At 46.7% G+C, this 22,289-nt stretch carries 3 protein-coding genes; all 3 read left to right on the top strand.

The window, feature by feature from the left end; translation table 11 throughout:
- The first annotated feature begins 557 nt into the window (after positions 1–557).
- The 3 genes from KB186_RS02140 (at position 558) to KB186_RS02130 (ending at position 22,279) form a co-directional block, all read left to right on the top strand.
- On the top strand, positions 558–16,124 hold the full coding sequence (locus KB186_RS02140; RefSeq protein WP_232773030.1) for a non-ribosomal peptide synthetase/type I polyketide synthase: 15,567 nt from the start codon (positions 558–560) through the stop codon (positions 16,122–16,124).
- Positions 16,125–16,140: 16 nt separating this feature from the next.
- Positions 16,141–20,865, top strand: coding sequence for a non-ribosomal peptide synthetase (locus tag KB186_RS02135; RefSeq protein ID WP_232773029.1), 4,725 nt, complete (start codon positions 16,141–16,143; stop codon positions 20,863–20,865).
- Between the two features lie 136 nt (positions 20,866–21,001).
- Positions 21,002–22,279: an MFS transporter gene (locus KB186_RS02130; protein ID WP_173607866.1), complete on the top strand. Its 1,278-nt coding sequence runs from the start codon at positions 21,002–21,004 to the stop codon at positions 22,277–22,279.
- Positions 22,280–22,289 lie beyond the last annotated feature (10 nt).

Raw genomic sequence — 22,289 nt, 5'->3', positions numbered from 1 at the left:
AGTAAAATATTCCCAACTCACTCATATTCTTATAGTTTACCATCATATTAGCCCACGTGAATATTAGCAAATTAATGACCAATTTCCCCTGCCATACTCGTTGTAATGTGACCGTTACTCTAATCGTCGTGTTTATTCCACTACTAGAAAAGACAAAAGAACTAGCCATTTAAGAAGTACCATCTCATTTTGGCGATGGTTTCTTGTTGTGTATCACTTCAATAAAAATCAATTAAAGGGAATATAAGTAAAAACGTGTATCGGTCGCTTTTTCTTCCGGGTAAGTGGTGTTTCCGGGTAAAGGTTCCTAATATTCAGAATGGGGAGCTGTTTTCTCATTCCGCGTACCAGCCTGCGTCTACCCGGAAAAGAAAGCAGGAGACAGGCGATTCGTAAAACGAGTTATAGCTTGGGGAAATTCACTTCTCTTGTATCACGTGGGTAGAACAAAGAAGGGCTCTATCGGTTTTACAAATGCAAGAGGGAGCATTTGGAGTGGTTATGCTCACCAGGCAAGCTAGAAACTATCAAACACGGGACAAGGGAGGAACAACGCTTTGCATTTTGTTCAGACATTAGTAGAAGCACTAGAATTGTGGAAGAACGAGGACCATAAAGGCGTTACCTTCATTTTGGGAGACCAGAATGAGGTGTTTGTTTCTTATAAAGAACTGTATGAAGAAGCCCTCGGCTATTTATTTGTCCTCCAAAAAAGTGGAATCAAGCCTGGTGATGAGGTCGTTTTTCAAATTGAGGATAGTAATCTTCGAACTTTTGTCTGCCTTTTTTGGGCATGCTTACTCGGTGGAATGATTGCTGTTCCTATCTCCGTTGGGGATAACGAAGAGCATCGTCTTAAGCTGTTAAAGGTTTGGCGGACATTAATCAATCCATATCTCATTACGACGGACAGCGTGTGGAAACGACTGGAGGATTTCTTTCGTAAACACAACTACCTGACGGAAATGGAATCGTTGAAGTCGAAGTCCTTCCTGCTTGATGAGACCGGGAAAAGAGAAGAGAAGGGCACAATCTATTATCCTTCTGCTGATCATGTGGCCTTTATTCAATTTTCATCCGGGTCTACAGGAGATCCAAAAGGGGTTACCCTGACGCATGAAAACCTTGTCCATAATGTGCTTGCGATTAATAACAGACTTGGAACGACTGAGTCTGATTCATTTCTAAGCTGGATGCCCTTAACTCATGACATGGGGATGATCGGGTTCCATTTATCCCCGTTGTATGCAGGAGTTCAGCATTATTTTATTCATACCTCACTGTTTATCAGGCGGCCTACTCTATGGCTGAAGAAGGTAAGCGAGCACAAGGCGACAATTTCTTCTTCTCCGAACTTTGGATATAAATATGTGTTGTCCAGATTTAAACCGGAAGTGGCAGAGGGGTGGGATTTGTCCACGCTTCGCACGATTTTAAATGGAGCCGAACCTATTGCTTCCGAATTAATCCATCAGTTTTTGGATCAAATGAGTCCATATGGATTGAAGAAAACAAGCATGCTCCCGTGCTATGGATTGGCTGAAGCCTCTGTGGGAGTATCGATACCCGATCAGAACCTGCATTTTACAACGCTTTCTCTGGATCGTAGGTTTATTCAGGTAGGAAAGCCAATCAAGATGACGGATCAAACAAATCCAGAAGCACTCACCTTGATAGAAGTCGGTTACCCCATCGATTTTTGCGAGGTAAGAATATGTGATGACGAGGATCGCGAGCTGCCAAGCGATACGGTTGGCCATATCCAGATTAGAGGGAAGAATGTAACTGCTGGATATTACAACAACCCTGCTGCTACCGCTAATGTAATGACGGATGATGGATGGCTCCGAACCGGGGATTTGGGTTTTATGCGAAATGAACGTCTTGTCATTACTGGGCGTGCGAAAGACATCATTTTCGTGAATGGTCAAAACGTTTACCCGCATGATATTGAGCGGATTGCTGAAGAAGTCGAAGGAGTCGAGCTTGGGAAGGTCGTTGCTTGCGGGGTATTCAACGAGGAAAGCAAAGAAGAAGACATTCTTGTGTTTATCCTTCACCGGAAAAGTGTAGAAGAGTTCATAGAGCTTTCCAAGAAAGTGAAAACGCATTTGAACGAGCGAACCGGATGGAGAATAAGCGAGGTCTTGCCGATTCAGCGCATCCCCAAAACAACGAGTGGAAAAGTGGAACGATATAGAGTGGCAAGGGAGTATCAGTCTGGAGCATTTCGAGATGTTTCCGAGGAAATGCGACGCCGAACCACTGAAGAGGTAAAAGAGGAGAGAGCTGATCAATCACCTCAGTCACGTGAAGAATTAGAGAAGCAAATGCTTGCCATTTGCCGCGAGGTGCTTCAATCAGACAGGTTGGGACTAAACGACAGTTATTTTGACGTAGGCGCGTCCTCTATGCAGTTGACCCAGTTAGCAGGGCGGATAGAAGAGGAGATGGGGATCACGTTGGCGGTAACCGATTTGTTCGCCTATCCGACGATCGCCAGGCTTGCCCGCAGTCTCGTCCCTGAGGAAAAAACGGCTGATCATATTAAACAGACAGATACGCCTGAACAGAAACAAAAGGATATCGCAATTATCGGGATTTCTTGTAAGTTCCCGCAGTCTCGGGATGTTGATCAATTTTGGCAAAACATCCGGGAAGGAAAGGATTGCATTCATGAGCTTCAAGGTCAGAGACGAAAGGACACAGAACAATATGTATCGCTGGTTAGAGGCGAGCAGGGCAATCCAACCCTTGTAGAAGGTGGTTATTTAGAGGAGATTGACAAATTTGATTATTCATTCTTCTCTATTACCCCAAAAGAAGCGAAGCTAATGGACCCCAACCAAAGGCTGTTCCTTCAAAATGCTTGGAATACGCTAGAGGATGCAGGCTATGGAGGGCACAAGCTTTCAGGGGAAAAAGTAGGGGTGTATGTCGGCTTCTCCAAGCTGGGATACGATTACGAACGCCTTTTGTCAGTGGTAAGTCCCAAGGATTTGCCTTCTTATGTAGTAGGCAACCTTCCTTCCATAATTGCAAGCCGCATTTCACACTTGCTTGATTTGCGTGGCCCTGCTGTCACCGTGGATACGGCCTGCTCGTCTTCCCTGGTTGCCGTTCATATGGCGTGCAAGGCTATCCAAAGCGGTGATTGTGAGATGGCATTGGCAGGGGGAGTCAAAACCATCCTGCTGGCGCAGAAGGCTGGAATTGGAATGGAATCCTCTGACAACCGTTCAAGGGCGTTTGACGATCAATCTGATGGAACGGGTTGGGGTGAAGGCGTAGCTTCTGTCTTGTTAAAACCTTTGGAAAAAGCCATCGAGGACGGGGATCACATCTATGCCGTGATAAAGGGAAGCGCAGTTAATCAAGACGGTGTTACAGTCGGGATTACCGCACCGAACTCACAGGCCCAGGCAGAATTAATTGTAGACGCTTGGGAGGATGCCCAAGTCGACCCTGAAACGATTAGCTATATAGAGACGCATGGAACGGGTACAAAGCTCGGGGACCCCGTTGAGCTGGATGGAATTCAGAGAGCTTTCCGACAATATACACAGAAGAAACAGTTTTGTGGAATCGGCACGGTCAAAGCGAATATTGGACATTTATATGAAGCAGCGGGAATCGCTGGATTGATTAAGGCTGCTTTGCAGTTAAAACACAAAGAGCTCCCAGCCCTCGTCCATTTCCAGAAACCCAATCGCAATTTCGCATTTGAAAAGTCCCCAGTCTATGTGCAAAACAGACTGGAAAAATGGGAAACAGATGGACATCCAAGGAGATGCGGGGTTAGCTCGTTTGGGTTTAGCGGTACCAATAGCCACATTATTTTAGAAGAATATGTGCCGGTAAATGAAGCGGAAATGACAGTCTCAGATGAAGTGCAAGTGTTTACCTTGTCGGCCAAATCCGAGTCAGCCCTTCAACGTCTGATTCAAAATTATCAGGAGTTTCTTTCTTCCCGTGGACCGCTTTCGTTGTCTGATTTGTGCTATACGGCAAACACCGGGAGAGAAACGCTTCCCTATAGGATTGCGCTCATTTTGCATAGCCGCAGCGATTTCGAACAAAAGCTCGACCGATTGGCGGTCCGGCTTGAAAATGATCGAGACGTTTTCGTCTACTCGCCTGGTAAAAAGCGCGTTCCAGAGGAAACCGTTCATCTATTGAGTCAATCCGCCCGGGATGTGCAGGAAAAGTACCACACGGCGAGTGCAGAGATGAAGTATTCGTATGCAACGACATTATGCGATTTGTATGTACAGGGAGCTACGGTTGACTGGGATGCGTTCTACAGAGATGGCAAAAAGAGAAGAAAAATGCCATTGCCAGTCTATCCTTTCGACCAGCATCGCTCTTGGATTACAGATGATGTGATCAGTATCGTTCCAGAACAGACGAATACTATTAGCGGAAATAGAGGTGCTACTGTGTCAGAGATAGGAACTGCGCCAATCGCAAAAGTTCTGAAAGAGTTGGTTCATCATGCTTCAGGTTTTGCTGTAGAAGAAATTGATCCATCCCTCCATTTCTTGGAGCTAGGCTTGGATTCTATTATGCTCGTCCAAATCAATCGTGAAATTCAGGAAAAGTTTGGAGTGGTCATTCCGGCTCAAGAGCTGTTTGAAACCATCACCAGCGTTGATATGCTAGCAGCGCACATCGCTCAGGAGCTATCCAGTAGCCCGGCTGTAGCTTCTGCCAAACAAATGGAATGGATGGCAATCGAGCAACCGCAAGCAAACGTAGTGGTTGAACAGAATGACGTTCAACGTATTCAACAAGCAGAGCCGAGTGAGCAATCCACGAAAATGCCAGTCCCGATAAGATCAGGTGCGGTTGAAACCATTATCGAAAAGCAGATTTCGCTCTTATCTGACCATCAAAACCAAATGGCTACGTTGTTACAAAAGCAATTGGAGCTGTTGAATCAGGAACAAAGCTTTGTGCCAAAACAACACGTCGAATCTGTGACTCTTGCTCCCGAGATCAAAAAACCTGAGGCAAAACTATCGGTCAAGGTCAAAGGGAATGAAGAGGAACGCCAGAAGCCTTTTATACCGTATCAGCCACTGATGATCGGTGAACGAGGCAATTTTACGCCAACACAAAGAGAGTATCTGAACGCATTCATTCAAAGCTATACGGAAAAGACAAAGCAATCCAAGAAGTATACGCAAGAGCACCGATTTGTTCATGCCAACAATCGCAATGTGTCTGGATTCCGTTCCTATTGGAAGGAAATGGTATACCCGATTATTACGCAAGCATCAGCTGGCTCCAAAATGTGGGATCTGGATGGGAATGAATATGTCGATCTGACGATGGGTTTCGGTGTAAACCTGCTCGGTCATAATCCCGCATTTATCATGAAAAAGCTCGAGGAGCAGATTCAATCAGATCTACCTCCGCTGGGTCCTATGTCGGATGTAGCTGGAAGGGTAGCGGAGTTAATCAGCGAGCTAACCGGAGTGGAGCGTGTTGCCTTTTACAATTCGGGGACCGAGGCAGTAATGGTGGCACTGCGCCTGGCCAGAGCTGTTACAGGCCGTTCAAAAATCGCCTTGTTCTCCGGCTCCTATCACGGTACATTTGACGGCATTCTGACAGTTGCTGATCCTGAGTCCCAGGACGGGAAGGCCATACCGATGGCACCAGGTATTACCCAGCATACGGTGGATGACGTCCTGGTCTTGAACTACAACCATCCAAAATCAATCGAGCTGATCAAAAAACATGCCCATGAACTGGCCGCAGTATTGGTCGAGCCTGTTCAAAGCCGCCGTCCAGATCTACAGCCGGTGGAATTTTTGAAGGAAGTCAGAGAGATTACTAGCCAATCAGGAACTGCCCTTATTTTTGACGAGATCATTACGGGATTCCGCATACATCTTGGTGGCGCACAGGCATGGTATGGAATAGAAGCAGACCTCGTTACGTATGGGAAAGTTCCGGGTGGCGGCATGCCGATCGGTGTTGTAGCCGGGAAAGCCGCGTTCATGGATGCAGTTGATGGGGGAATTTGGAATTTTGGAGATCAGTCTTACCCGGTAAATGCGGAGAAAAAGACGTTTGTGGGCGGAACGTTCTGCACGCATCCACTCACGATGCATGCCGCCATCGCCACACTGGAATATTTGAAGGAACAGGGTCCCAAGCTTCAGGAAGCGTTGACTCAAAAGACCCTCTACTTGGTAGAAACACTTAACGCATACTTTAAAAACGAGCAGATTCCAATCCAGATGATCAATTGCGGTTCCTTGTTCCGCTTCGTATCGTTTACCGATATAGAATTGTTCTTCTATCATCTGATCAGCAAGGGCATTTATATATGGGAGGGCAGGAATTGCTTCCTTTCCACTGCTCATTCTGATGAGGATATCGAGAGACTGATCCAAGCGGTGAAGGAAAGTATTGATGATCTGCGCCGAGGAGGTTTTTTGCCGGAGCCACCCCCAACTTCTCCAAATGGAGGACGCAAACAAAATCAAGTCGTCGAATTGACAAACTTTACGAGACGGGATGGGCAAAAGCCAGAGGCAACGCTTGTGGAAAGGGTGGGGGAAGAACTGAGGCTTCCCCTTAGCCCCGAACAGAAACAAATGTGGTTTGCAGTCAAATATCGCGTGGAAGCATCCGCTGCTTTTAACGAGACCGCCACACTTCAGGTCGAGGGTGAGCTTGATATCTCTGTGTTTGAGCAGGCTGTCCAAGCCATGGTGGATCGCCATGAAGCGTTGCGAACCATCATTGATCCCAACGGAGAGTATCAGGTAGTTCTTCCCAAGAGGGACATACGTGTTCGAATCGTGGATTTGAGCCACCTTTCGTCTGAGGAACAGGAAGAAAAAAAGAATCAGCTGTTGGATGAACAAACAGGCACGCCATTTGAGCTGTCCTCTGAGGACCCGCTGTTTCGGGTAAGTGTCATCAAGCTGGCTCCTGCCAAATTCCTGACTTCCTACACCTTCCATCACATGATTGCGGATGGATGGTCCATGGCTGTGTTTATCAAAGAGCTGGATGATATCTACTCGGCCCTTACACAGAAACGCCCCATATCGCTCGAGCCTTCTACACCGTTTTCTGCTTACCGAAACTGGCAAGAAGATCAGATGCAGAAACCGGCGTTTCAGGAAGCGCTCGCGTACTGGAACGAAAAATTCGCAGATCCAATCCCCAAGCTCGTTTTTCCTTTAGGGCAACGAGAAACGGGAAAACCATCTTTTACAGGCGAGAGAATCACTTTCAAGATCGACAGTAGCATCACAAGAAAGGCAAGAAAAAGAAGCATTCAAAACAAGAACAGCCTGTTTATAACCTTGTTGGCTTCTTTTAACCTCTTCCTTCATCGCCTTCTTGGAAATAGAAAAATGGTGGTTGCGATTCCTACAGCGGGTCAGTCCCATATCGGTAAAATGTCCTTGATCGGAAACTGCGTCAATCTTTTGCCGATTTGCACGGAAATTGACGGAGATGATACGGCTGCGGATTATTTGTTCCGAGTGAAACAGGCGGTTGCGGAGATGGAAAAGCATCAAGCTTACTCCTTTGCTGCATTGGCTGAGAATTTGCCACCTCAAAACTTGCCGGAGCTTTCAGTGTTGTTCAATATGGATCGACCGCTTCACAACCTGACTTTCGCTCAAATGAAGGCTACGCTGCTGCCCAATCGGATCATTTACAGCAAGTACGATCTTTTTGTAAACGTGACAGAAGTGGGCGGAGAGCTTGTTGTAGATGTGGATGCACGAAGCGGGGTAGTAACCACGGAGATTCTTCGCCAGTGGGGCGTCTACTTTGCCAATCTCTTGCACCGTATTGCAGAAGACGATCAGGAAAGAATTCGTGCCCTATCACTTTTACAGCCCGACGAGATGGAAAAAATGAAACGCGAATCCAGTGGCAACCTGGGCAAATATACAGCAGAATGGACAGAGCTTTTGCAGGAAATGCCAGATGATCAGGTAGGACGAGCTTCCCTCTATGTCCTGGATCAGTATGAGCAACTGGCTCCTGTGGGTGCGGTCGGACAGGTGTATCTGGCTAATGAGGGACTCGACCATGCAGATCCGTCACATTGGCAACGAACAACGAAATCTGCTGTTCCGCTAGGAAATGGAGAAATCCAGATTATCCATTCAACCGATCGGCTTGCCGGGCAAAGAAGCATGAGCGGCAGAGAAGCAGAGCCGGCTGGAACGGCGACCGAAGAGACTATCAGAGTCATTTGGCAGGAAATCTTGGGAAGCTCCCCAATGTATCTGGATGATAATTTTTTTGAACAAGGCGGGAACTCCTTACAAGCGACTGTCATGCTCAGCAGAATTTACAAGGAATGCCACGTGCAAATTCCTTTGCATCAAATTTTTCAATCGCAGACGATACGTGAATTGGCCAAATATGTAGACTCATCAAAGCATCAAACTTTTACACCCATTCGTTCATGTGAGTTGCAGCCATACTATCAGTCTTCTTCCGCACAGAAAAGGATGTACATCCTCCAAGGTCTGGATGGAGGAACCGCCTATAACCTATCCGGCTATTTACAATTGGATGGGGAAGTGGAACTTGATCGTCTGATTCACTCTTTGCAACAGGTTGTCCAGAGACATGATTCTTTCCGGACCAACTTTGCCATTAGGGATAATGAAGTCGTGCAAGTTCTACATGATGATCTGTCATTTGATATTGAGGTCCAACACTTGTCCGAAGAGGATGTAAATGAGGCGATTCGCACCTTTATCCAGCCATTTGATCTCAGCAAAGCACCGCTTATAAGGGCGAAAATCTTCCAAGTGTCAGCCAAGCGCTTCATTGTGGCAGTGGACATGCACCACATTATTTCGGACGGCTATTCGGTTTCTCTGTTTATCCGTGAGCTGCTCCATACGTATAGAGGAGAATCACTGCCTGAGCTCAGCGTGACGTATAAAGATTTCGTGGCATGGGAGCAAGAGAGGGAGCAGTCAGAACAGCTCTCGGCTCAAAGGGAGTACTGGCTTGAGCAATTTGGCCAAGGAGAGCTCCCAGTACTGAAGCTCCCCGTTGATTACCAAAGACCGCCGGTTCAATCCTTTGAAGGTGACCGCTTGACGATGGGAATCAGTGAGGAAGTCAGGAAGCAGTTACTCCAATTGGCAAGGGAAACTGACACGACCTTGTATATGGTCTTGCTTGCTGCTTACAATGTACTGCTTTACCGATACACCGGGCAGGAGGAGCTGATTGTCGGTTCTGCTGTGGCGGGAAGACAACACCCTGATTTGGAACGAATGATCGGCATGTTTGTAAATACGTTGGCTATCCGTAACTATCCAACAGGAAGCAAGACCTTTAAGGACTTCCTGAAAGAAGTGAAAAATCAAGCCCTCCTTGCCTTTGAAAATCAGGAGTACCCATTTGAAAAACTGGTTGATGCTCTTCAATTAAACAAAGATTTGAGCCGGAATCCTTTATTTGATACCATGTTTGATTACCATTATGAATCCTTTGACGATGTGGCCTCAGATGATTTCAAAGTCACGACGTATGAATATCCAAAAGGCGTGTCCCTTTTTGATCTCAGTCTTGATGTCCATGACGATGGGACAACGCTCACTTGCCAATTTGATTACAGCACGCATCTGTTTAAACGCGATACGGTTGAGCGAATGGCTAATCATTTTGCCAAGCTACTTCACTCCATTGTGCAGTCTAATGAGAGTTGCCTAGCGGATCTGGAGTACTTGTCCAGCGAAGACATCAAGCAGGTGGTTGCCGACTTTAATCAAGCGAGAAAGCAAATCCCCGCTCCTCTCTATCCAACTTTCTATGAATGGTTTGAGGCAGAAGCAATACGCCATGCAGAGCAAGTCGCCGTCTCCTACGGGGAAGAGCAGATCAGCTATCAGGAACTCAATGCGAAAGCAAACCGTCTGGCCCGGACGCTACGTGTTCAGGGTGTAAGGCCAAACAGCTCTGTTGCGATTTTGGCAGAGCGCTCGATTAACATGGTCGTCGCTGTTCTGGCGGTCATGAAGGCGGGTGGTGCCTATGTTCCGATTGATCCTCAGTATCCGAAGGACCGCATTTCGTTCATGCTGGAAGACAGTCAGGCAACGGTCATGCTGGTCAATCAAAATGGACAGAGCGGAGTAGAATTCAGCGGCGCCGTAATCGATCTGGACGCCGAGGCCAGTTACAGGGAGGATTCGTCCAATCTCGATGCCATCTCCGGACCGAGCGATCTCGCTTATATCATTTATACATCCGGCACTACTGGCAAGCCCAAAGGGGTCATGATCGAGCATCGCAACCTGGTGAGTGTAGCCAATACATGGCGGTACGAGTACGAACTCGAACAGATGAATGTGAATCTTTTGCAGATGGCTAGTTTCTCATTTGACGTGTTTGCAGGGGATTTATGCAGAGCTCTTTTGCATGGTGGACATTTGGTGATTTGTCCGAGTGATGTAAGGATTGATCTTCCGGCTCTTTATCAGTGGTTGACCCGGTACGAAATTTCCTTGTTTGAATCGACACCTGCTCTTGTTCTTCCTTTTATGGAGTACATTTATCAAAATGGATTGTCGCTCGATCATCTGAAACTGCTAATTCTTGGTTCAGATACATGCCAAAGCGAAGCGTTTGTCCGCTTGGTCGAGCGTTTCGGGCAGATCAAAATCATCAATAGCTATGGGGTCACGGAGGCTGCTATTGATTCCAGCTACTTCGAAATGGCTGGCGATACCGAAATGACGACCGGAAATGTTCCGATCGGAAAACCGCTGCAAAACACAGAATTTTATGTGCTAGATTCCCAATTGCGGCCACAGCCGGTAGGTGTGTACGGTGAACTATATATCGGCGGAGCAGGTGTTGCGCGGGGGTATCTGAACCGAGAGGAATTAACCCGTGAGCGCTTCATCCCAAATCCTTTCCGTCCTGGTGAGTCCATGTATAAAACCGGCGATATTGTGCGCTGGATGGCAGATGGAAATATAGAGTTTGTTGGTCGTTCGGACTACCAATTGAAGATTCGTGGATACCGTGTGGAGCTGGGTGAAGTCGAAAATCAGCTGTTACGTCATGAAAAGGTTCGCAATGCCATTGTGCTCCCAAACACAAAGGGAGATGAATCCGTTGTATTGTGCGCATATTACACGACGGATGAGGGAGTAAGTCCATCCGAAATCAAGGGATTTTTAGCCGATTCCTTGCCTGAGTTCATGGTTCCGACCTTTATCATCCCATTGGCAGAGTTGCCTGTGACGCCAAACGGCAAAATCGATCGGAATGCTTTGCCTGAACCTGATCTGTCTAAGCTGGTATCCGAGGAATACGTAGCGCCTTCGACAGAAAATGAGAGAAAAGTTGTAGAAATATGGCAAGAGGTCTTGGGGATCGAGCGAGTCGGCGTTCTGGATCGATTCTTTGAAATCGGTGGACATTCGCTACATGCTGCCATTCTCCTTGCCAAAGTGAACAAGGAGTGGCAGGTAGAAATTCCGCTGCGCGCCGTTTTCCAAAATCCTACCGTCAGGAGTTTTGCCCACGTCATTTCCGAAGCGACTCAAGCAGAAATGCCGTTGATTCAGTCGGTTGGAAAACAAGAGCATTATGAGCTCTCTCCTTCACAAAAAAGGATTTTCACCGTTCAATCACTCGATGAAACGAGTGTGGCCTATAACATGGCAGGCGCTTTGGTTCTTTCCGGACAGCTGGATTCTGTGGCATTGGAAAACGCGTTCCAGTCCCTTATCCAAAGGCATGAGGCGTTCCGTACTTCCTTCGACTACGTAAATGGTGAACCGAAACAATTTGTCCATGACTCTGTCCGTTTTACCATCGATCATGATCACGCAGAGGACAGTCCGGAAAGTATAGAAAATCTCATTCGGACGTTCATTCAGCCGTTCGAACTGAACCAGGCACCATTATTGCGCGTCAAGCTGGTCAAACTGGTGGAGGACAAGCATTTACTCCTGATCGACATGCACCACATCATTGCAGATGGAACATCGGTGAGCATCGTCATTGATGAGTTAAATCAACTGTATAACGGGCAAAATCCAGAACCACTCATCGTCCAGTACAAGGACTATTCGGCTTGGCTGAAACAGATCAAGACGACGGGGCAGTCGCATAGGCAGGAGCAGTTCTGGATAGATGAATTCAGCGGGGAACTACCTGTCATGAATTTGCCTACGGACTATCCGCGACCCCAGCTTCAAAGTTTTGAAGGGGGTACGGTCGAAAGCGAGATTAAGGCGGATGTATCCCGTAGATTGCACGCTGTGGCGAAGGAAGCAAACGTAACAGTCTTTTCGATTCTATTGGCGGCGTACAACGTTTTGTTGTCCAAATATACCGGGCAAGAGGACATTGTCGTAGGGACTCCGGTGGCAGGACGAAACCACACCGATGTTCAAAATGTAGTGGGAATGTTTGTAAATACGCTTGCCCTGCGAAACTATCCAGCAGGCAGCAAGACGTTCCGCGAGTTTGTCCGAGAACTAAGTGAGAAGTCACTGTTGGCGTTTGAACATCAGGATTATCCATTGGAAGACCTGGTAGAAAAGCTACAGGTTCGACGCGACCCAAGCAGGAATCCGTTGTTTGACACCATGTTCTCCTTTGACAATGTGGCAGATACGGCCTTTGACTGGAACGGGGTAGACGTCAGGCTTTATCCATTCCAAACGAAAATATCCAAGTTAGACATCGTCATGAATGTCGAGACGAGAGATGATAGATTTTTTGTGGAGTGCGAATATAGCACCAGCCTATTTAAGCCTGAAACGATGGCGCGTTTTATCAACCATTTTACCAACGTACTGAGTCAGGTAGCGGCGAACATGGATATTCTTGTGGGCGAGATTGACCTCATGTCTCCGGAAGAAGTGCAGATTTTGGAGAAGCTCAGCAATGATACGAAGCGAGAGTATCCGGTGGTACAACCGATCCATATAGCTATCGAGGAATCAGCCAGACTTTATCCGAATCGAATTGCCGTTTCTTACCAAGGCTCGACAATCACTTACCAACAACTGAACGAAAAAGCCAACGCAGTCGCATCTGATCTGCTGAAACGCGGTATAGGAAAAGGCAAGTACGTACCTGTGCTTATGGAAAGAAGTCTGGAATTGGTCGTATCGTTATTGGGTGTAATGAAGACGGGAGCTGCGTTTTCACCATTGGACATTCAGTGGCCTGTCGATCGACTCCAGTCTGTTATTGCCGAGCTGGGTAGCGAGTTCGTATTCGTAGAATCTGGACATGCCTTTACGGAAACGGATCTGGGAGCGAAATTGGTCGAGATTGATCTGGGGCAATTGACAACGGAAGTGGAAAATCCTAATTTGTCCGTATCGCCGGAAGACCCCATCTATGTCATTTTTACTTCTGGTTCAACAGGCAAACCAAAAGGAGTCGTCGTACCGCATAGAGGGATCGTCAACCGCTTTAACTGGATGGATGATTACTTTGGACAAGAAGCAGCGCAATCTGTCCTTCAGACTACCAACCATGTATATGACAGTGCCATTTGGCAATTCTTCTGGCCGCTGACCAATGGCGGAAAAACAGTACTGCCTACTACAGGAATGACTGTTTCGGCTGATTACATGGCTGGAATCATTGAAGATGAACAAATTACCTTAACTGATTTCGTCCCATCTGTTTTTAATGTGATCGTGAATCAGTTAGCTGAAAATCTCGAACTGCAGGGCAAATTACAATCGCTCAAAAAGATCATTATCGGCGGCGAGGAAATTGTTCCGTCTACTGTTTCCAAATTCCTGAAAATATTCCAGTATGTATCTCCGACAAATTTGTATGGTCCGACAGAAGCAAGTATCGGATGCATTGCCTATCAAATTACGGGAGAAGAAGATCGCATCCCGATTGGAAAACCGATTTTCAACACGAAAATCCTTCTACTCGATGCGTATGGAAAACGAGTGCCGATAGGAGTACCTGGAGAAATCCACATTTCAGGCATGCCGCTTGGGTTAGGTTATTTGCATAACGAGCAGCTAACGAGACAGAGCTTTGTCGATAATCCATATGCGGAACCGGGTTACGAAAAAATGTATAAGACAGGAGACCTGGCTGTCTATTTACCGGATGGGAACATCCACTTCCTGGGCAGGAAGGATTTCCAAATCAAAATCAGGGGATATCGAATCGAGCCAGGGGAAATTGAAAGCAAGCTGCTTTCGCTGGAACAGGTAAAAGAAGCAATCGTTATCGCCAGAGAAGAAGAAAATGGAAGCAAGTACTTATGCGCGTATATTGTGACTGAGCATGAGCTTTCGGCTGACGAGTGGAGAGACCTGCTCGCGAAAGATTTGCCCGATTACATGATCCCGTCTTTCTTCGTCCGACTAGACGCTATGCCGATTACCGCAGTTGGAAAAGTGGATCGGAAAAAACTCCCTCTGCCTGATCGCTCTCTCTTGGTGGAAGAACACATCGTCGAGCCGTCCGATGAACAGGAACAAATCATGGTCACTATCTGGAAGGATGTGCTGGGGCTTGCACAAGTAAGTGTGACCCACAACTTCTTTGAGCTTGGGGGAGACTCCATTAAAGCTCTTCAGATGATAGCGAGATTGAGGAGTCATGGGTATGAGCTCCGATTGAAAGACTTGTTCCAAAACCCGCGTATTCGCAATGCAGCCAGATATCTCCAGCCGCTGACCAGACAAATTGATCAAGGGCCTGTAATGGGAGCAGTAGCATTGACACCGATCCAGATGAACTTCTTTGAGCAAAACCATCAGAACCCTCATCATTACAATCAATCTGTCATGTTGTACAGAGAAGCTGGCTTCGAACCAGAGTTAGTTCAACAAGCATTTACGAAGCTGATTGAGCATCATGATGCGTTGCGAATGAAATTCCAAATGAATGAGTCAGACATTGTCCAACAACATCGGAACCTGGACGAGTGTCTCGTTCCCATCATGATCAGGGAGTTTTCGTCTCAAAGCGTAGAGGAGATGGAGCAAGCTGCACAGCTTATTCAGGAAGGAATCGATTTGACGGATACTGCGTTGGTAAATCTCGGTCTTTTCCGAACAGAAGCTGGAGATCACTTGTTAATTGTGATTCATCATCTCGTTGTCGATGGCGTCTCATGGCGGATTCTCTTGGAAGATTTCCATACCGTGTATGACGCCTTGCTGCAGGAAGAAGAGCCTGTCTTGCCTATGAAAACCGATTCCTATCAAACATGGTCAGAAGAATTGCAAAAATATGCGCAGGGAAGCGAGATTCAACAGGAAATCAGTTATTGGAAGCAGGTAGAGGAAACGCCATTCTCTCCTCTGGCAAAGGCGGAAACGGTTGGGGCACCGCTTATGCAAGATACAACAGATGTCACCATCGAGCTTGATGAAGCTTACACAGAAAAGCTGCTTAAGCATAGTCACCAGGCTTATAACACGGAAGTGAATGATTTGTTGCTTACGGCGTTGGGTTCGGCGGTAAAAGAGTGGGCTGGGATAGAGCATGTGCTCGTCAATCTGGAGGGACATGGCAGAGAAGAGATCGTGAAGGGCATCGATATTTCACGCACGGTCGGTTGGTTTACAGCCCAGTATCCATTCGTACTGGATATGAGCCGATCAGAATCGCTTGGCTACCAGATCAAAATGGTGAAAGACAGCCTGCGACGTGTGCCGAACAAAGGTATTGGATACAGTATTTTACAGTATCTGTCTGCGAGACAAACCGATGTTCCGTTAACGTTCCAGGTAAAGCCCGAGATCAGTTTTAACTACTTGGGTCAGTTCGATACAGACTTGGAATCAGAGAGCATAACGACTTCCTCCCTCTCTCCGGGCCGAGAAATCAGTCCGACCGCCATTCGTTCCTTTGCGCTTGATGTGAATGGAATGGTCGTGAATCGCAAGCTGACACTTACTTTTACTTATCATCGTGAAGAGTTTGAAGAAGGAACCATTCAGCGCCTCGTGGATGCCTACCGAGATAAAATCGTAGAAATCATTACGCACTGCTTATCGAAAGAGTCAGTCGAGCAAAGCCCAACAGATTTCACATACGATGAGCTGTCCATTGAGGAGTTAGATCATCTTTCTCAACTGCTGGGTGAAAAAATTCAATGATAGATGGTGATGAGGTTTGAATGGTGTTCAGATAAAAAATATATACCGCTTGACACCTATGCAAGAAGGCATGCTGTATCAATTTATCCTTCATCATGAATCAGAGGTTCACTTCGAACAAACGGTGATTACGATGGAGGAGTCGTTGCGGCTTGATCTCCTTGATCAGAGCTTTCGCGACCTCGTCGAAAGATTCGATATCCTGCGAACAGTCTTTCACTATAAAGAAAGTAAAAAGCCGCTGCAAATCGTGTTGAAGCAAAGAGAAGCAGCTATTCAGATCGAGGACATCTCTGACCTGAATCAGGATGAACAAGAAGCATTCGTAGAGCAATTTCTTGTAAGGGATCGGCGCAAGAGATTTGATCTGGAGAAAGATCTGTTGTTTCGGATGACCGTTATGAAATTGAGTGAAACAAAATACAAGATGGTGTGGAGCTTCCACCATATTATTATGGATGGCTGGTGCTTGGGGATTGTCGCAAAAGACTTTTTCCATATCTATCGCTCTTATCTTCAAAATAAGAAGGCTGAGCTGGCTCCACCTTATTCCTTCAGTAGCTATATCACTTGGCTTGGCAAGCAAAATAAACAAGAAGGACTCTCGTTCTGGCGCGATAGCCTGGATGGATTTGATCAACAATCTCCTTTACCGGTTGAATATATTTCAACCGGTAAGGGGTACCAACGAGAATCGATCGTGTTCCGCATTGATCGGGAAACGACTGCCCGTTTGGAGCAAATAGCGAGAGCAAATGATGTGACACTGAGCATCGTCTTTCATTCCCTCTGGGGATTGTTGCTGCAACGATACAATTATGCCAATGATGTTGTCTTTGGATCAGTTGTTTCGGGACGTCCTTCTGAACTCGTTGGTGTGGAAGAAATGGTTGGGTTGTTTGTCAATACGATCCCAATGCGGATTCGCAGTGAAGGCAAACAGACATTTTCGGAGTTACTCGGACAGGTGCAACAATTCTTCACAGCCACAAGTAGCTACCAATACTTGTCTCTGGCGGATATTCAGTCCGAAACCGCATTAAAGCAAAACCTGATTCAGCATCTTATGGTCTTTGAAAACTATCCATTGACGGAAGAGGCATTCGACGAAGATGGAAAAGGCGGTTTATTCGGAATCACGGATGTCCAAGGATATGAGCAAACCAGCTACGACTTCAACTTGTGCATTATTCCCGGTAAGGAACTAGAAATTCACTTTATCTATAATGCACTTGCCTACAGCGATTCCTATCTGCAAAAAGTGCAAGCGCATCTGAATCAGTTGGTTCAGAGTGTCATCCGCAATCCCGACCAGCCAATTGCAAACATGCAAATGGTTACGGACGAGGAGCAGGCTCTCATTCTGGAACAATGGAATGACACGGAGATGCTGGTTGACCAAACGCGAACCATTGACCAGCTATTTAAGGAACAGGTCAAAAAGTGGCCGCATCACATTGCTGTGGTCGATCAGGAAGGCAGCTACACGTATCAGGAATTAGATGACAAATCCGATGCGCTGGCCCACGTTCTGCGTGAGAAAGGGGTAAAACCTGGCAGCATTGTTGGTGTGATGGTGGAGCGCTCTACTGCTTACAGCCTCGCCATCTTGGCCGTTTTGAAAGCAGGCGGTGCTTTTCTCCCTATTAGCACTGACCATCCGAGTGAACGGATCAGCTATATGATGGAAGATAGCGGGGCCAGCATTGTTTTGGTCCATGATCCGACAGTAGCGTATGCAGAGCGTATTCTCCCTGCAGCAATGGTGATCAATCTTGATGGTAGGAGCGTATACAACGGCGTTACAGCTGATGTAGAGACCTTTCATCGTTCCAGTGACATGGCCTACGTGATTTATACCTCCGGGTCAACGGGGAAGCCAAAGGGAGTAAGGCTGCACCACGTTGGAATCGCCAACCTCCAGCAGTTTTTCATCAACGATCTCGGTATCACCCAAAATGACAGGGTGTTGCAGTTTGCCAGCATCTCCTTTGATGCCTCTGTCTGGGAGTTTACGATGGGGGTATTGACGGGGGCGAGACTTGTCGTAGTCTCAAAGGATGTCGTACTCGATTCGCAGGCTTTCAGTGAGTATCTGCTGAGGCATGAAGTAACAGTCGCGACGCTTCCGCCTACTTTTGTGACGTATTTGGAACCGGAAAATTTCCCGAAATTGCAAACGTTAATCACCGCAGGTTCCGCAGCAAACTGGGAGCTCGTCCATAAATGGAGCGCCCATTGCCGCTACATCAATGCATACGGTCCAACCGAAACAACCATTTGTGCAACGACTTGGACGTATGAAGGGCAAGAGGAGCTGCCGCAGCAAGTGCCAATCGGAAAGCCCATTGCCAACACAAAAGTATACGTGCTGGATGCGCATGGTCATTTGCAGCCCCTGGGAATTCCTGGTGAGTTAGCGATCGCGGGTATTAGCGTCGCTGATGGCTACATCAATCGCGAGGAATTGACAAACGAGAAATTCGTGGCAGATCCGTTTATTGCCGGTTCGAGGCTCTACAAGACGGGAGATATGGTGAAATGGCTTGCGGATGGAAGTCTGGAATATTTGGGGCGAATGGACAACCAGGTCAAGATACGCGGTTTCCGTATCGAGCTTGATGAGGTTGAAAACGTGATCCTATCCCAGGCGGGAGTGAAGGAAGCGGTCGTGTTGGCCAAAAAAGAGCAGGGAGGAGATGCCTGCCTGATCGCTTATCTGGTCTGGGAGCAGCCTGATTGGAACAGAGATTTGCGTCAGGAGCTTTTGGCCACCCTTCCAGCCTATATGGTACCAACGTATATCCACGTCCTTGAGAGAATGCCTGTCACACCGAATGGAAAAATAGATCGGAAAGCATTACCTGAGCCTGTCATGATCAGGGAGGCAAGTAAGCAACTGAATCCACCTGTTACAGAGCAAGAGATTAGGCTGGCAGAAATCTGGAAAGAAGTGCTGGACCTCCAGGAAATCAGTGTGGATGACCATTTTTATGATCTGGGCGGGCATTCTATCAAAGCGATCCAACTGGTAGCACGACTGCATAAGGAAGGCATCGAAGTGAAGATTCAAACGATCTTCCAATACGACACAGTCAGAGCGCTGGCAGGATATGTAGATACCGTAAATCGGATTCGTACCACAAAAGCGCAAGATAAAAAAGAGCTGGAAACCTTGATCTACGCCCATTTTCAAGTACGAAGCAACTATGTAGAGGTGCCGTTCGGCAGCAAGCACCGAGCTGTTCTGTACGTGGAAGAAAATGCGCGGGACAAACATCAAGAAATCCTGTCCTTATTGCGCAGGTCTTGCGATCCTGCGATACAGCCGCACGCCATTCAATATCTGGATCTCTCGCAAAAAGCATGGGAAAAAGAGAAGAATCATTTGCAACAAGCTGCGTTCGATGAGAAGGAAACGATGCCATGGCAGGAGCGCCTCTTCAACGACCTCGATCAGAAGCTCCTTCATTATTCGGAGGCGATCGTGAATCAGCAAGCTTTCATCAGGCAGCCACTGTCACCTTCACAGCGCTATCATGTACAGGAAAAGGACATTTCTGGAACAGTAATTCGCTTTGAGCGGATGATCGATCCGAAGACGCTGGAAAAAGCCTTCCTTGACGTTTTGAAGCGGCATCATTTACTACGATGCACGCTAGCTTTTGAGGAAGCAGAGCCATATTGGAAAGAATATCCTTGCCCTAGTGAAATTGAGCTTCCAGTTGTTGATGTATCGGGCGAATCGGAAGAAAGAAAAGAAGCGGTGCGCCAACTTTTACTGAGCGAATATTTTTACCAGCAGCATGATTCGATCGGCTCCTTGTCATACAAAGTGATCTTGCTGAAAGAGAGCGAGAAAGAGTACTCGTTCATATTCCCGGCATCGCATCTCATTTTTGATTTGATTAGCAGCGAGGTTCTGCAAAACGACATAAACCTGTATTACGAAGCATTGGAGAATGGCACAGACCTCTCGGAAAATGATCGGAATACGTATTGGGATTTCGTCCAGCAAATTACGAAAGGTCCAATCGGAATCGAAGATCAACAGCTTATGGAGGAGTTTGATCTCCTCGGATTTGAGAATAGTCTTTTGTCCATCGAAAGCCAGCTTCCATCTTCATCTGCTTTGGACGGATACACGATTGTTACCTGCGAACTGGATATGGATAACCCGCAGGAGACAGAAAATACGCGAATTCCGATTGCTCTTTTAGCCAGATTTTGCGAAAGAAGTTATGGAGTCCAAAAGGCCCCCATCTTCCTTATGAACTTTGGCAGATCCTTTATGGGGAACCATTTCTTCGATGTTCTTGGCGAGTGCATCGATCATATTCCACTTCATATTGATCCGTCGTGGAGTCTCGATGAGTTGGAAACGTATGTGAAAGTTCGGTTGGATCTCGCAAAGGAGAGGAACATCCATTTCACCAATCTCGTGCAAAATCCTGACGTAACGGAAAACTATCCTCTTTCCCACCAATCACTCATCCAATCCTTGCAGATGACACCTATTATTTGCAACTTTTTGGGTGAGCAGAACAAGAGTCAACCAAGTGAATACGATCACCTGTTTATCAAGGGAAAGAAGCGTATTCTCTTTGAGGCTTCCTATACATCCATGGGCAAAATGACTATTTTTATGGCTCTGCCATATCAAGAGGATGAAAGGAAGCTGCGAGTGCTCTTAGAGGAAGAAGCGAAAAAATTGATAGGAATGCCTCTAGTCATACGCTAAGAGTCCGCTAGGCATCGTATTGGAAATCGGCAGATGGATTCCGCTCTATTCCGGGGGTATTGTCCGTGAAGTGTAGCGGGATCATCTTGCCGAAATAAATCATCACCTAGAGGGATTACTATTCAGGGAGGTTAAGATGGGCAACCAATCATACGGATTAAATATTTTTCTCTTTTCTTTTACTCGTTTCATTACGGAATTAGGTAGCGGTGTATACAAATTTGCCCTTGCCCTGTACATTGCGGATATGACGGGTTCTTCCGCTGCATTTGCAACTGTTTTGGGCTTTTCGTACTTGCCGGGGGTGCTGATTAATATTTTTGCAGGCGCCTATATTGATAGACACAACAAGAAAACGATCATGGTTGTCACCGAGCTGCTAAGCGGTGCGCTCGTTCTCTTGTTTTTACTGTTTTTCCTCCAGTTTCCCACGAATCTATGGCTGTTTGTAGGTTACGCCTTCGTGATTAGCACCATTCAGGCTGTTACGTATCTCGCTTTGCAAGCATCCATTCCAGAGCTGGTAGATGAGGACAGAGTAGGAAGTATGAACTCTATTTACCAAGCGATCAGCGCCATTCTCAATGTAGCGGGTCCTTTGGTAGGGGCGGTTGCCTATCGTTTAATGGGGATGGAAATGATTTTGCTGATTGATGGTCTTTCTTTTATCGGAGCAGGTATCTTGCAAATGTTCCTCCGTTTCCGCAAGGCCGAGGTAGTACAGGAAACAACACAAAGCTATACAGAAACAATCAAGGAAGTCTTCCAATATATCCGAGAACAGGTTGTTATCAAGTACTTGTTCCTGATTTTCCTTGTGCTCAACTTTATTTTCCCTCCGCTCATGTATGTGGGGCTGCTGCATATTGCCTATCGAGTCGAAAAGGTATCGATGGAGCAATTCTCCTTTATTCAGTCCTCCTGGTTTATCGGGATCATTATCGGAGCGGCTATTGTCTCTATGAAAAAGGTAAGCAAATACGTTGAGAATAAAATCTTTCTTTTGATTCAAGTGCAAGGGATTCTATTGATGTCGTGGATCTTTCCGATTTTTGTTCCGGAAACGAGTAACGCCTCGTGGATCATTACGGGCGTGTTTGTCGGGATTTTATTGGTCTCCGCCATCTTCAACTCCATGGGGAACATCCCGATCTTTACCTTTGTTCAATTGAACACGCCTGAGCATTTGCGTGCCAGCATGTTTGGTGTGGTCGGCACATTTACCGGTGTGGCCGTACCATTTGGGATCTGGTTGTACGGTATTTTACTGGAGGCCGTTTATTGGCCGTATCTCCTGTTGGCCTCAGGTGCTCTCATTTTCGTGATCGCCTTGATCGCTCATCTGAACAAGCAAGTGAGTCAATACTTTAAGAAAAAAGAAGAGCAGGTTGTTGCTACGGACAAGTCTGCTTGAGCAAAGTCAC

The organism is Brevibacillus sp. AF8 (genome assembly GCF_021270385.1).
In the GTDB taxonomy this organism is placed as follows: Bacteria; Bacillota; Bacilli; order Brevibacillales; family Brevibacillaceae; genus Brevibacillus.
Note: the sequence above shows the minus strand (reverse complement) of the source record. Positions and strands in the feature narration are given on the sequence as shown.